Source organism: Membranihabitans maritimus, from assembly GCF_021729145.1.
Lineage (GTDB): Bacteria > Bacteroidota > Bacteroidia > Chitinophagales > Saprospiraceae > Membranihabitans > Membranihabitans maritimus.
In genome coordinates this window covers 98,362-111,040 of the sequence record NZ_JAJSLW010000011.1, presented here as the reverse complement: position 1 = coordinate 111,040, position 12,679 = coordinate 98,362, and the positions used below count along the sequence as shown (strand labels likewise).

At 35.3% G+C, this 12,679-nt stretch carries 13 protein-coding genes and 1 tRNA gene; 9 read left to right on the top strand and 5 right to left on the bottom strand.

Annotation, left to right across the window (positions count from 1 at the left end; translation table 11 throughout):
- Nucleotides 1-206: 206 nt before the first annotated feature.
- Entirely contained in the window at nucleotides 207-1,760 is a 1,554-nt protein-coding gene (locus tag LVD47_RS14385; protein ID WP_236977908.1) for a hypothetical protein, read from the bottom strand.
- 540 nt (nucleotides 1,761-2,300) lie between these two features.
- Between LVD47_RS14385 and LVD47_RS14380 the strand changes: the two genes are divergently transcribed.
- Entirely contained in the window at nucleotides 2,301-3,338 is a 1,038-nt protein-coding gene (locus LVD47_RS14380; RefSeq protein ID WP_236977906.1) for an outer membrane beta-barrel protein, read from the top strand.
- 446 nt (nucleotides 3,339-3,784) lie between these two features.
- On the opposite strand, the gene rpsU is transcribed toward LVD47_RS14380, so the two are convergent.
- The 4 genes from rpsU to LVD47_RS14360 form a co-directional block, all read right to left on the bottom strand.
- The gene (gene rpsU, locus LVD47_RS14375) at nucleotides 3,785-3,976 is read right to left on the bottom strand and encodes a 30S ribosomal protein S21 (RefSeq protein ID WP_236977896.1); all 192 of its coding nucleotides are present in this window, start codon (nucleotides 3,974-3,976) and stop codon (nucleotides 3,785-3,787) included.
- Between the two features lie 40 nt (nucleotides 3,977-4,016).
- Nucleotides 4,017-4,089: transfer RNA gene (locus LVD47_RS14370), tRNA-Lys, on the bottom strand.
- A gap of 155 nt (nucleotides 4,090-4,244) precedes the next feature.
- Complete coding sequence (locus LVD47_RS14365; protein WP_236977894.1) at nucleotides 4,245-5,177, bottom strand: ribonuclease Z; 933 nt, start codon at nucleotides 5,175-5,177, stop codon at nucleotides 4,245-4,247.
- A complete protein-coding gene (locus tag LVD47_RS14360; protein ID WP_236977892.1) occupies nucleotides 5,174-5,551 on the bottom strand; it encodes an STAS domain-containing protein in 378 nt (125 codons plus the stop codon). Before LVD47_RS14360 ends, LVD47_RS14365 begins: the two co-directional genes overlap by 4 nt.
- 423 nt (nucleotides 5,552-5,974) lie before the next feature.
- Here LVD47_RS14360 and LVD47_RS14355 point away from each other — a divergent pair, with 423 nt between their 5' ends.
- The 8 genes from LVD47_RS14355 (at nucleotide 5,975) to LVD47_RS14320 (ending at nucleotide 12,473) form a co-directional block, all read left to right on the top strand.
- The gene (locus LVD47_RS14355; RefSeq protein ID WP_236977890.1) at nucleotides 5,975-8,500 is read left to right on the top strand and encodes an ATP-dependent Clp protease ATP-binding subunit; all 2,526 of its coding nucleotides are present in this window, start codon (nucleotides 5,975-5,977) and stop codon (nucleotides 8,498-8,500) included.
- Nucleotides 8,501-8,615: 115 nt separating this feature from the next.
- A complete protein-coding gene (gene infC, locus LVD47_RS14350) occupies nucleotides 8,616-9,215 on the top strand; it encodes a translation initiation factor IF-3 (RefSeq protein ID WP_236977888.1) in 600 nt (199 codons plus the stop codon).
- A 76-nt stretch (nucleotides 9,216-9,291) separates the two neighbouring features.
- On the top strand, nucleotides 9,292-9,489 hold the full coding sequence (gene rpmI, locus LVD47_RS14345) for a 50S ribosomal protein L35 (protein ID WP_236977873.1): 198 nt from the start codon (nucleotides 9,292-9,294) through the stop codon (nucleotides 9,487-9,489).
- Between the two features lie 72 nt (nucleotides 9,490-9,561).
- Nucleotides 9,562-9,906, top strand: a complete 345-nt coding sequence (rplT, locus tag LVD47_RS14340) for a 50S ribosomal protein L20 (protein ID WP_236977872.1) — start codon at nucleotides 9,562-9,564, stop codon at nucleotides 9,904-9,906.
- A gap of 93 nt (nucleotides 9,907-9,999) precedes the next feature.
- Nucleotides 10,000-11,064, top strand: coding sequence for a tRNA preQ1(34) S-adenosylmethionine ribosyltransferase-isomerase QueA (queA, locus tag LVD47_RS14335; RefSeq protein WP_236977870.1), 1,065 nt, complete (start codon nucleotides 10,000-10,002; stop codon nucleotides 11,062-11,064).
- 90 nt (nucleotides 11,065-11,154) lie between these two features.
- On the top strand, nucleotides 11,155-11,376 hold the full coding sequence (locus LVD47_RS14330) for a DUF2795 domain-containing protein (RefSeq protein ID WP_236977860.1): 222 nt from the start codon (nucleotides 11,155-11,157) through the stop codon (nucleotides 11,374-11,376).
- Nucleotides 11,377-11,451: 75 nt separating this feature from the next.
- Nucleotides 11,452-12,126 carry a (d)CMP kinase gene (gene cmk / locus LVD47_RS14325; RefSeq protein WP_236977858.1) on the top strand — a complete coding sequence of 225 codons (675 nt, stop codon included), beginning with the start codon at nucleotides 11,452-11,454 and terminating at the stop codon, nucleotides 12,124-12,126.
- A 17-nt stretch (nucleotides 12,127-12,143) separates the two neighbouring features.
- Entirely contained in the window at nucleotides 12,144-12,473 is a 330-nt protein-coding gene (locus tag LVD47_RS14320; RefSeq protein ID WP_236977844.1) for a YegP family protein, read from the top strand.
- Nucleotides 12,474-12,679 lie beyond the last annotated feature (206 nt).

Below are 12,679 nucleotides of genomic sequence, written 5' to 3'. Positions count from 1 at the left end.
TGAGTTGGATGTTTAGAATGCTGGTTCGTTAAATTAAATCCGGATTGTGGATCATTATTGGTAAAAAACTAATATTTAGACGTACCTGAATGGGCTAAGTCGAAGTATTTTCTCCATAATTATTTTACAATACACAATTCCAAAAGTATATCGACCTGAAAACCGAAAGGTATTTCTACTTCCCGAACCTCAATTAAATCCAATTCCTAAATAAAGGTACTTCCAGCGTTCCTTCTTTTGATAATTTCTATTGAAGTACCAGTCAATTTACTCTCAGCCCAAATTTTAGCATCCAAATATAAAAGTGCTTTCCCCTGGTACGTGTCCTTGGTATAATGTTCCAGATCTTCAATGAGCTCTTTATACGCTTTCCGGGTCATAGAATGGTTAGGCCGTAATCTCGTTCTGACAAATTTCATCAATATTTCCTGCACTTTATTCTTTTCTTTCATTTTCTCAAAAAAATTGGACGCCGATTTTATTAAATGGGTTAAAAGAGCAAAATTTTCTTGTTCAAAATGACTTAAAATAAATAGCAACCAACTGTAGCACTGAATGTCCTCTCGCAAGTGTTTTACATTCAGGCTGAGAATTTTATTAAGATACTTTATTGCATCTCCAAATTCTTGCCTGGCAAAGTGGGTCCAGGCAAATTTATAATAAAATTGAAGTACTCTATGATTGTCAATATGTCTTTCGTACTCGTCTAGTTTCACCTCTATCTCACGCTTTAGGGATATGCTTTTATCAAATCTACCATTGAGATTTGCAAAATCCAGCTTTGCATAATAGTTGTATAGGAAATAGATAATTTCTGAAGTTTTATTGAAATTTTCTTTTTCGCGTTGGTAAAATAAATCAAACTGATCCAAAGATTTTTCATATTCTACTACCCTATTGAGGTGGAATTGCGCCGTCATTTTGTAGTGCATGCCCCGCATAAACAAATCCGGATTGACTGATTGCATATTATTGAATTCTTCAAACATTTCCACCCATTTGGTGGCGTGTTCCAGACAATTTTCAAAGTCTAAAAGTATATAATGCAACCATACATAGCTTTGATGTAAATATACTTTTTCAAAAAAACTTAAATTTTCATATTCCAGTACAGGGAGGTTTTCTTCAAAATAATCTAACACCGCCTGGCCTTCATCACGGTTTCTGGCATGTCCTCCTTTAATATAAAGGCCATGAATCTTCAATTTCAGATTTGTCAAACCAGAAAGAGATGAAATTACTTTATTCGTTTCGTCTGATTCTTCAATTAATCCTTCGATTTTCCCCTTTATACCCCGGCTCCTGGTAATGTGTTTTTCCTCTATTCGCTTTTCGAATTCAAGTATTTCAAAATGCAAAACATCCTGATGTGATTCTTTTGCAATTCCCTTTACTCTTTCCAGGATTTTGAGGCTCTGCATATACAGTCCTTTTGCATAAAGAATCCTGGCAAAATCCAATTGTTCTCGAATTTCAATATCCAATTCTTTACTTATGTAAATATTACGCAGTGAAGAAAGAATTTGCGTATATAAGTGTCTTTTGAGATTAGACAACTGGGATTTACCAATTCCTTTAGCCTTGTTCATAATAACCTGTTCATCGTAATGTTCGAGGTTATCAAGTATATCGTATAATTGTATGAATTTACTTACTCCTTTATTATGTGATCTTTGGGCAAATAGCTTAAAACTCCTCTTTTCGGACTTATTCATGCTTTTTACCAAACTAAATAATTGTTCCGAATTGGATATAGGCATAACAAATTTATTTTCTCAATCAGTTGATTTTTAGAATATTAGAACACCATTCCGACTGTTTTGGAATAACAGCATCCACTAATTATTCCTTTTTTTACACCAAACGGGGTTCTATTTTAGCTTTCGTAATCAAAAAAGCATAGGGTTTATAGAAACCGTATCTGTAAAAATTAACTAATTTAAATTTTAGAAACCATGAAACCAACTTCGACAATTGAGATAGCTCTCTGTTGGCTCCACTACGTATTCCAAAATTCCGCCCGAAATTTTCTCATCAAATTTTAAAGACTTAAAGATAAGTCTAAATTTTAATCTAGAGGCCAATTTACAAAGTTTTTAGAACAAGATCGTTTTGCGGTCTATGCACATGGAATGGGTTATAGTATATCTCTCTGATTGCATTCCCACATTATAATGTATTGCATTTCTTAAAATAACTTTCTGTCTAAATAACAAAATTTTTAGGCGTGGTATTTATTGTGACTATTAGTCAACATGGTAGGATTCAATAATTAATTCAATAAATTATTCAAATAAACTATGAAAACCTTAAATCTAACTGTATTACTTACTATTATCTACACCTTCAGCTTACAAGCACAGGAAGCAACTTCACTGCCATTTGAAATGTCAGGATCAGTAGACTTATATTATAAATACGATTTTAGTGGGTACGAACCGGAAGATGGGTTCGGTAATATTGGAACAAGTTTTGGCGCACAAAACAATTCCATTTCTATTGGTATGGCCAATCTGATTTTACAAAAAACAACCGGAAAGGCTTCCTTTGTAGCAGACCTCGCTTTCGGTCCAAGGGGTCAATCTGGTTCATTACTTAATGGGTCAGATGGCAACAGTTTCCATATTCAAAACCTTTACGTATCATATGCACTTTCTGAAAAAGTGAGTTTGACCGGGGGTTTTATGGGTACTTTCGTAGGATATGAAGTCATTAGTCCTGTTGATAATTTCAATTATTCGACTTCATATTTATTTACATCCGGTCCGTTTCAAAATGCGGGAATTAAATTAGAATATGAAATTAGTGACGCCTTTGGACTGATGGTAGGATTATTCAATGATTGGAATGTATATCAGGATTTCAATGGCTTAAATGATTTTGGCGCTCAATTAAGAATATCGCCAGTAGAAAACTGGGATGCTTATTTTAATCTAATTACCGGTGAATTTAGTGGTACTGAGTTTGATTTAACTACAACGTATCAAATAACAGACAATTTCTTCGTAGGATTAAATGCCGCTGATTATACGGCTGCAGATAGTGATGCAGGATTCTCAGGAGCTGCTCTGTACCTGCAAGTAGCCACTGCTCCCTGGTTGGACCTGGGAATCAGGGGGGAATTATTCAAAAACAAAGACTTTTCAGATGACGGAGTAGATATTGAAGGAGAAAGAATAACAGCATTAACAATAAGTGCTAATTTAAAAGCAGGTCCCCTGACAATTATACCTGAATTTAGACACGATTTTTCCGACCAGGAAATATTTTATGAATCGGCTTCACAACCTAATGACAAGGCTGCACAATTCTTAGTTGCAGCGGTATACTCTTTCTAAAACATGTTTATAGCAATGGATTTGGAAAAGATATACAAATAAATTTTCTGCTCCCGAAGAAACTACTATTTTTTCGGGAGCAGTTTTTATTAAAGCATATTCCATTTAGAAGAATTTAATTATTAAACAATCTACTATTTGAACAGCAACAGCATTCCATACTTTGAAAAAAAGTAATAGAAAATACTTCAATAAAATTTACCTGACAGAAGATACTACAAAAACGAGTACACTAAAAGAGTTTAAAATAAATAACCCATAGATAAGGGCAACTAACCATTTACTAAACGACTGTGCACCCATAAACTTTATAACCATCCGGAAAATCGATTTATTTTTTTAAAGAAGTATCCATAGCAAGCCCATCCCCATATTTTATACAACAAAAAGAGGCTGAATCTAAAATTAGACTCAGCCTCTTTTCATTTACTCTTTCGTATATCTCCTTACGAATTATTTTGGAGATATTCTTCTTTGTACCGGGCATTAAGCACTTCATTCCTTCTTTCAACAGAAGGCTTTGTAAAATGCTTTCTTTTTCTCAATTCTTTAAGAACACCTACTTGCTGATATTTCCTTTTATATCTTTTCAGCGCCTTATCAATTGAATCGCCATCTTTTACATCGATTACTAACATCTTTTTCTTACCTCTTTAGTTAAATTGATTAGTAAATATGTGATTCCGCTGGGGGTCGAACCCAGGACCCCTTGATTAAAAGTCAAGTGCTCTACCAACTGAGCTACGGAATCATCCACTTCTTCAAAGCGATTGCAAAGATACAATCTAAAAGTCAATTACCAAATGACGTACTGATTTTTTTCAAAAAAAGTTTCATAAATTTCTTTACCACCTTCTTTGTCTTACTGAATTTCAAGGAATTATCAGACATACTTTTTTTTTAAGTTTATACCTCCGAAATACGTCCATCGTCAAAGATCAAAAACGATTTGCCATTACTAGCCAAAAAAACATCTTTAAATATTACTTCCGCTTCAGATCTAAAGGATTCAAGCGTTTTGTAACGACTACTAAAATGTCCCAAAATAAGTCCTCCTACTTGTCCATTCATAGCACAGGTAGCAGCTTCCTTCGCTGTAGAGTGATATCGTTCTGTTGCAAGCGCTTTATCTTTCTCCAAAAAAGTTGATTCATGATATAAAGCAGTAGATTTTTCAATGTATTCCCCACATTGGCTAAAGTATTTTGTATCTGAAACATATGAATAAGAAATTGGAGTCCGGGTACGTTCAAAAAAAGACAAGTCCCAATTAACTCCGTTAACTTTGATGGTCTCCCCATCTAGCAATGACTTTATTTTCGAATCTGTCAATTTATATTTTGCAATCTTTTCCTTATCCAGGTATACGCGATTCATTTTTTCTACGATCTGGTATCCATAGGTAGGAATTCTATGTTCTAACGGGAAAGAATACACCTTAAAGGTATCTTTATCAAGTACCAACTCTTTCGTTGTTCCGTCTATTTCAATTATTTCTACCGGATAAGACAATTCATGTCCTGTTATTCCAATAGTATTATCAACAAACCTCTTAATCCCCACAGGACCTACTATACACAGAGGCAACGTCCGGGAAAACAAATTATAAGAAGTTAAAAGACCAGGAAGGCCATAAATGTGGTCCCCGTGTAAATGCGAAATGAGAACGTATGAAATTCTGGTCTTTTTTATGCGCTGTTCTAACATCCGCAATTGCGAACCTTCTCCACAATCAATTAAGAGGCTGGTCCCTCCAAGATCCAAAACTTGCCCCGAAGGAAATCTGTTGCGCGTTGGTACTGCTGAATTTGCTCCTAATATATTGAGGATCCAATTCATTCTTCTTCTGAAAGGAATTCCTTTTCTAATTGCTCCATCTTTACATAATCGATTGATTCATCCACCGTCGGTATAATTACAAGAATTTGATCTAACTTTGAAATTTCAATTAATCGCTTGACCGCCGTATGTTTTGCTTGACTAATTATAAATAATCCTGCATCTCTCCACAATCGATTCCCTGTCAAAATGGCACTCAGGCCTGACGAGTCGACATATTCCACTTCCCCAAGGTCAATAATTATATTTTCCACCCCTTCATTCCTGAAGAACACAAGCTCTGACTTCAACTGGGGTGCATTCAAAGAATCAATAGATTTCTCTTCCAGCTTTAAAACGGTGTACAATCCCCCTTTATTCACACTGTATTTCATATTGGTATCAATTTTGATGATTATAATACGTAAAATTATGATTTTAAAATAAATCCGGCGTTGAGTCCCTCACATTTAAGTGAAAACAGATCACAACTTTCGGACAAACTGAAAAATAAATAGCTAGTAATAAATTACTCAAAACAAAGCAAAATTACAATGAATTTTTATTTAGAAGGTTAGAAATCACAATTTCAAAAATTTACATTTTCATATAGACTAATCTTTTCGGAAAACGTATAAAGATTGACACCGAAATTAGTTAAATTTAAGTGTTATTATCCCTGAAAGGGTTTGAGTAATGATTGTATTCTGATTTATCCTTCAGGAATAGGGCTTGTGCAAAGAAAATGTTAATATGAATAGGGATTTAATCCTTTACAATATTTTATTGTTTCTTAGAATAAATGTATATTTCAGCATATGAAAAAATTTTCGCCAGAAGTTAAAAAAATACTAAGCAAGAGCAAAGAAGAAGCCAAAAAACTCGGTCAGGGTTTTGTGGGGACTGAACATATTTTGCTTGGTATTGTAAGAGATGAAGATAGTCTGGCAACTAAAGTTTTTGAATCTTTAGATGTAGACCTCGAAGAATTGACAGATTATTTAGAAAAATACAGTAGCAATTCTCAAGCTAAAATATTGCCTGATGGTGATATTCCTTTTGATAAGCATGCTGAGAAAATTTTAAAGTTCTCTGTCCTAGAAGCCAAGGTTTTCAAAAACCAGGAAATCTCTCCAGAGTTAATTGTTTTGTCTATTTTAAAACACCAGGAGAACAGGGCGTCTAAAATTCTCAAGCAGTTTGACATAGACTATGATACGTATAAAAATGAGCTATATTATCTAATCAATGAAGATCAGGTAGATATAGATATTTATTCCCAGTCGGCTTCAGATGAATCTTCCTTTGAAGATGAAAGTAGTTCTGCCCGTGGATTTCAAAAAAGAAGCGGTCAAAAATCCACTACTCCGGTTCTGGATAATTTCGGAAGAGATATCACAAAACTTGCTGAAGAAGACAAGTTAGACCCGATTATAGGAAGGGAACAGGAAATTGAACGTGTTTCTCAAATACTAAGTAGAAGAAAGAAGAACAATCCCATTCTAATAGGGGAACCCGGTGTAGGTAAGACAGCAATTGTAGAAGGACTGGCGCTAAGGATCCAGCAGAAGAAAGTATCGAGAACTTTATTTGATAAAAGAATAGTGATGCTCGATCTAGCAGCTCTTGTAGCGGGTACAAAATACAGAGGGCAGTTTGAAGAACGCATGAAAGCTATTATGAATGAACTCGAAAAGAACAAAGACGTAATTTTGTTTATCGATGAAATTCATACTATTGTAGGTGCCGGAGGAGCAACAGGGTCCCTGGATGCTTCCAATATTTTCAAGCCTGCGTTGGCCCGGGGAGAATTACAGTGCATAGGGGCTTCGACGCTCGATGAATACCGTCAATATATAGAAAAGGACGGTGCATTGGATCGACGATTCCAAAAAGTCCTGGTCAATCCTCCTTCCGGAGAAGAAACGATTAATATCCTCAAGAATATTGCTCCCAAATACGAAGAATTCCACAATGTGGAATACGATGAAGAAGCAATTAATGCTTGTGTTCATCTCAGCGAACGATATATCACAGATCGATTTCTACCTGATAAAGCCATAGACGTGATGGATGAAGTAGGCGCTAGAGTGCATTTAAAGAACATTTTTGTTCCCAAGCACATTGAAGAGATGGAGGCGAAAATAGAGGAGATCAAGGAAATGAAAAACCAGGCCGTCAAAAATCAACAATACGAAAATGCGGCCGAACTGCGCGATCAGGAATCCAAAATGATCAAACAGCTGGAAGATGCAAGGATAAACTGGGAAGAAGAATCCAAAACAAAAAAGTATCCTGTAGACGAAAAAGATATTGCCGAAGTAGTATCTATGATGACTAGTATACCTCTAAATAAAGTGGCGCAAAGTGAAAGTAAAAAACTCATCGGCATGAATGAGGATTTACAAAAAATGATCATTGGGCAGGATAATGCCATTGACAAGGTAACGAAAGCCATCCAGCGAAACAGGGTCGGGTTAAAAGATCCTTCCAAACCCATAGGTACATTTATTTTCCTCGGACCTACAGGAGTTGGAAAAACAGAATTGGCCAAGGCACTTGCACGTTATATGTTTGATAGTGAAGATTCTCTCATTCGCATTGATATGAGTGAATACATGGAGAAATTCAGCATCAGCAGATTAATAGGGGCGCCTCCGGGCTATGTAGGTTACGAAGAAGGAGGACAACTCACCGAAAAGGTAAGGAGAAAACCATATTCTGTTATCTTGCTTGATGAAATTGAAAAAGCACATCCGGACGTTTACAATATTTTGTTGCAAGTATTAGATGATGGGCAGTTAACAGACGGACTGGGCAGGAAGATTGACTTTAAAAATACATTAATCATCATGACTTCCAACATTGGAGTCCGCCAACTGAAAGATTTTGGGATGGGTGTTGGATTTGCTACCAAGTCCCGAGTGGACAGTTCTAAAGAGCACAGTAAAAGCGTAATACAAAATGCTTTGAAAAGAACTTTTTCTCCCGAATTTTTAAACCGGATTGATGATTTGGTAATTTTTAATTCCCTGGAAAAAGAGCATATTTTTAAAATCATTGATATTACACTTAACGACCTTTACAATAGGTTGTCACAAATGAAATATTCGATAGAATTGACATCAAGGGCAAAAGACTTTGTAGCCAATAAAGGTTATGATCCTCAGTTTGGAGCAAGACCATTGCAAAGAGCCATACAAAAGTATATCGAAGACCCATTAGCAGAATTCATTCTGAATGAAAATCCGGAAGAAGGTTCCGTATTTGAAATGGATTTTAATGACGAAACAGAAGATAACGAAGAATTGACAGTTCGTTTGAAGAGCAATGTCAAATCATAAGTTCGAATCAAATAAAAAAATAGCTGCTTATTTTGATATAGGCAGCTATTTCTGTATATTATAATAAGTAAATGCTTACATTTGCATTTATATTTTTAAAATAAACTATTTAAATTTGGCAAGAAGAAATTCACCTGGCAGAGGAAGAAATTACAGATCTCGAAGAGATACACAAGAACATCGAATAAATGAACACATCCGGGTTCCTGAAGTACGGTTGGTAGGAGACAACCTTGATGAAATTGGAAAAGTAATTGGACAGGATATCGAGTCCGGCGTATTCAGAACAAATATTGTGAAGGATTGGGCGCGGGAATTGGAACTTGATTTGGTTGAAATTTCGCCAAAAGCAAAGCCTCCTGTTGTGAAAATTATTGATTATAATAAGTTTCTATACAACAAAAAGAAGAAAGAGAAAGAAATAAAGAATAAAGCCGCAAAGACCGTAATAAAAGAAATTCGCTTTACTCCCAATACGGATGATCATGACTTTAATTTCAAATTAAATCATGCAAAAGGTTTTTTGGATGATGGAGCAAAAGTCAAAGCATACGTTCATTTTCGAGGTAGAAGTATAGTTTTTAAAGATCGTGGGGAGCTTTTATTACTCCGTTTCATGAAAGAATTAGAAGAATACGGAGCAGCTGAAAATCTTCCTAAACTTGAAGGGAAAAGAATGATTGTCATTATTTCCCCCAAGAAAAAGAAAAAATAATTTAAAAAGAAGAATATTTATCCTTCTTTTTCATACCTTTGCACTCCATTTTGCAATAAATTGAAAAATTAAAGCCATGCCTAAGGTAAAGACGCATTCTAGTGCCAAGAAAAGATTTAAAATCACCGGGTCCGGAAAGGTGAAAAGATTTCAGGCTCGTACTTCTCACTTGATGAGAAAGAAAACGACAAAAGCCAAGAGAAATCTTCGTGGCTCCTCATTGGTGAGTACAGCTGACGAAGCTAAAGTGAAAAAATTACTTTGTATAAACTAATTATTTTAACCCAGGAAAAAGTGGCAAAGTGATCATTTTGCGTCACCCCTTTCTTCCGGAAAATTTTAAATTATGCCAAGGTCAACAAATAAAGTAGCCTCAAGAAAAAGAAGAAAAAAAATATTAAAGCAGGCCAAAGGGTATTTTGGTGCTCGGTCTAAGGTCTATACAGTAGCTAAAAACGCCGTAGAGAAAGGATTGCTCTATGCCTATAGAGATCGAAGAAATAAGAAAAGAAATTTTCGCAAACTATGGATTGCTCGTATTAATGCAGCCACCAGGAATGAAGGTCTTAGCTACAGTAAATTCATGCACGGCTTAAAAGAAAATAACATCGAACTTAATAGAAAAGTTTTAGCAGATTTAGCAATGAACGAGCCAGAAACTTTTCGTGCATTAGTTGCTAAGGTAAAATAGTTTATCTTCGCAGGATAATGGAATAAAGGTGTCTTATCAAAATATTGATATGACACTTTTATAGTTTTTATACACATCAAATTATTGCTATAGATGAAAGCCAAATTATCTCAATTCAATTACAATCTTCCAAAAAAATTAATCGCTAAATACCCTTCAAAAGAACGAGATGAATCGCGTTTAATGGTAGTTAATCGAAAGACAGGGAAAATAGAGCACAAATTATTCAAAGACTTACTAGATTATTTTGAAGAAGACGATTGTTTTATCTTTAATAATACTAAAGTATTTCCGGCAAGAATGTATGGTCGAAAAGAAAAGACCGGTGCTAAAATTGAGGTATTTCTTTTAAGAGAATTAAATAAAGAAGCAAAATTGTGGGACGTTTTAGTCGATCCCGCCAGAAAAATACGGGTGGGCAATAAACTGTATTTTAACGATGAAGATGGTAATGAAAAATTAGTTGCTGAAGTTGTAGACAACACTACAAGCAGAGGACGTACAATTCGCTTTTATTTCGAAGATGATGACGAAGAGTTTAGAAAGATCCTCTACAGCCTGGGCAATACACCCCTGCCAAAATATATAAATCGTCCGGCAGAAGAAATAGATGCCGAACGATATCAAACAGTATTTGCCAAAGAAGTCGGTGCAGTAGCAGCCCCGACAGCAGGACTTCATTTCAGTGAAAGGCTCATGAAGCAAATAAATATCAAGGGAATTCATACACCCGAAGTTACCCTTCATGTAGGATTAGGCACATTCAGAGATATAGACGTCGAAGATTTATCCAAACATAAAATGGACGCCGAATATTTTTATGTTCCTGAAAAAGCTTCTACTCTTGTAAATAAAGCAAAAAAAGACCGAAAAAAAGTTTGTGCAATAGGGACTACTTCTATGAGGGCAATTGAATCAGCAGTGTCTGCAGATTCCTACCTCAAGCAAGCAGAAGGTTGGACCAATCTTTTTATTTATCCACCTTATGACTTTCACATTGCCAATTGCATGGTGACCAACCTGCATTTACCAAAAACAAGCCTTATGATCATGATCTCTGCCTTTGGAGGATACGATCTGATTATGGAAGCGTATGAAGAAGCAGTAAAAGAGGAGTACAGATTTTTTAGTTATGGCGATGCAATGTTAATTTTATAATTATTTTTTTGGATGTCAGGAACTATTTGGTTTTATTTTTGATATACTTTATGTTATGTTATTAATTCAACGTAAAAATTAAATAGATAAATGTATTGGACCTTAGAGTTAGCTTATCATCTAGAAGATGCACCTTGGCCGGCGACGCGGGATGAATTGATCGATTATGCCATTCGATCAGGCGCACCTCTTGAAGTAATCGAAAATCTTCAAGAAATGGAAGATGAGGGTGAAATTTATGAAACTATAGAAGATATATGGCCTGATTATCCACGAAAAGATGATTTTCTTTTCAATGAAGACGAATATTAAAAATAAATTATCTAGCCGTTTTGATTCCAAAACGGCTTTTTTGTTATTTTTATAAAAAATATTTCCTATATTTAAATGCCCTGTTATCAAATCAGTGTAGATGGATACGCAGCATGCGGTAAAAGCACCCTGGCTAGATCTTTAGCCCGGGAATTGAATTTTCTATATATTGATTCAGGCGCAATGTACAGAGCTGTATCCTTATTTTTTTTGAATCAGGAAATCAACCCATTAGATAAAAATATTACTTCATTGATTGAAGAATTGGATATATCATTGTCATTCCCAAATAATGAAAGCCGAGCTATCGTCCATTTAAATAATCGTGACGTTACCGATGAAATAAGGACTCAACAAGTTAGTAACCAGGTAAGCCAGGTAGCAGCTATTCCATCTGTGAGGAAAAAATTGGTAGCCCTCCAGCAAAAATATGGTGAAAAAAACAATATTGTAATGGATGGAAGAGATATAGGGACAGTTGTATTTCCAAATGCTGTCCTGAAACTTTTTATCACTGCTGAAATGGAGACTAGAATCATTAGAAGGAAAAAAGAAATCGAATCGAAAGGTAGGGAAGCCACTTATGATGATATAAAAAACAATCTAAAAAGCAGGGATTACCTCGATTCTACGAGGAATGACAGTCCTTTAAAAAAAGCATCGGATGCCGTACTTTTAGATACAACCAATTTGACCCGTAAAGAACAATTGTCAATGGTACTGGCACTGGCCAACTGCAGAATTCACTAATTTAAATACCTAATAACATGAAATTTGAAATTTTTGAAGGGAAAGACGGAAAACACTATTTTAAACTTGTAGCTGAAAATGGCCAGACGGTCTTAAAAAGTCAGGGATACGCATCAAAAGCTTCTTGTAAAAATGGGATTGAATCCGTTCGAGAAAATGCCCAGGTTGAAGATCAATTTGATAAAAAAACCGCTAAAAACGGAAAAGATTTTTTCAATCTATTGGCAAAAAACAAACAAATCATCGGAACAAGCCAAATGTATGCGTCAAAACAGTCTATGAACAATGGAATTAAATCTGTTGCCAGACTTTCAAAAGAAGCGCCGATAGAAGAACGAAAAAGCTAAAACTTTAACCAGTCAGGGCTGACTATCGTCTATTAAATACTTATAAGACAATTCTCCGTTGAATATTTGTTCTGATAGATATCCCCAATTATTGTATATCGATATTCAGCCCCTTATTCTAATCCTCCGACCGGATAGGTATCTCTGATTTCTCCTCCTATGACAGTCATCAAAACATGCGTTTGAGGTAAATTATCATCCGGACA

Excerpts from the sequence above, each read along its gene's own strand:
- LVD47_RS14385 (WP_236977908.1), bottom strand. The coding sequence starts at position 1,760 with ATGCCTATATCCAATTCGGAACAATTATTTAGTTTGGTAAAAAGCATG.
- LVD47_RS14380 (WP_236977906.1), top strand. The coding sequence starts at position 2,301 with ATGAAAACCTTAAATCTAACTGTATTACTTACTATTATCTACACCTTC.
- rpsU (WP_236977896.1), bottom strand. The coding sequence starts at position 3,976 with ATGTTAGTAATCGATGTAAAAGATGGCGATTCAATTGATAAGGCGCTG.
- LVD47_RS14365 (WP_236977894.1), bottom strand. The coding sequence starts at position 5,177 with ATGAATTGGATCCTCAATATATTAGGAGCAAATTCAGCAGTACCAACG.
- LVD47_RS14360 (WP_236977892.1), bottom strand. The coding sequence starts at position 5,551 with ATGAAATACAGTGTGAATAAAGGGGGATTGTACACCGTTTTAAAGCTG.
- LVD47_RS14355 (WP_236977890.1), top strand. The coding sequence starts at position 5,975 with ATGAAAAAATTTTCGCCAGAAGTTAAAAAAATACTAAGCAAGAGCAAA.
- rpmI (WP_236977873.1), top strand. The coding sequence starts at position 9,292 with ATGCCTAAGGTAAAGACGCATTCTAGTGCCAAGAAAAGATTTAAAATC.
- rplT (WP_236977872.1), top strand. The coding sequence starts at position 9,562 with ATGCCAAGGTCAACAAATAAAGTAGCCTCAAGAAAAAGAAGAAAAAAA.
- queA (WP_236977870.1), top strand. The coding sequence starts at position 10,000 with ATGAAAGCCAAATTATCTCAATTCAATTACAATCTTCCAAAAAAATTA.
- LVD47_RS14330 (WP_236977860.1), top strand. The coding sequence starts at position 11,155 with ATGTATTGGACCTTAGAGTTAGCTTATCATCTAGAAGATGCACCTTGG.
- cmk (WP_236977858.1), top strand. The coding sequence starts at position 11,452 with ATGCCCTGTTATCAAATCAGTGTAGATGGATACGCAGCATGCGGTAAA.
- LVD47_RS14320 (WP_236977844.1), top strand. The coding sequence starts at position 12,144 with ATGAAATTTGAAATTTTTGAAGGGAAAGACGGAAAACACTATTTTAAA.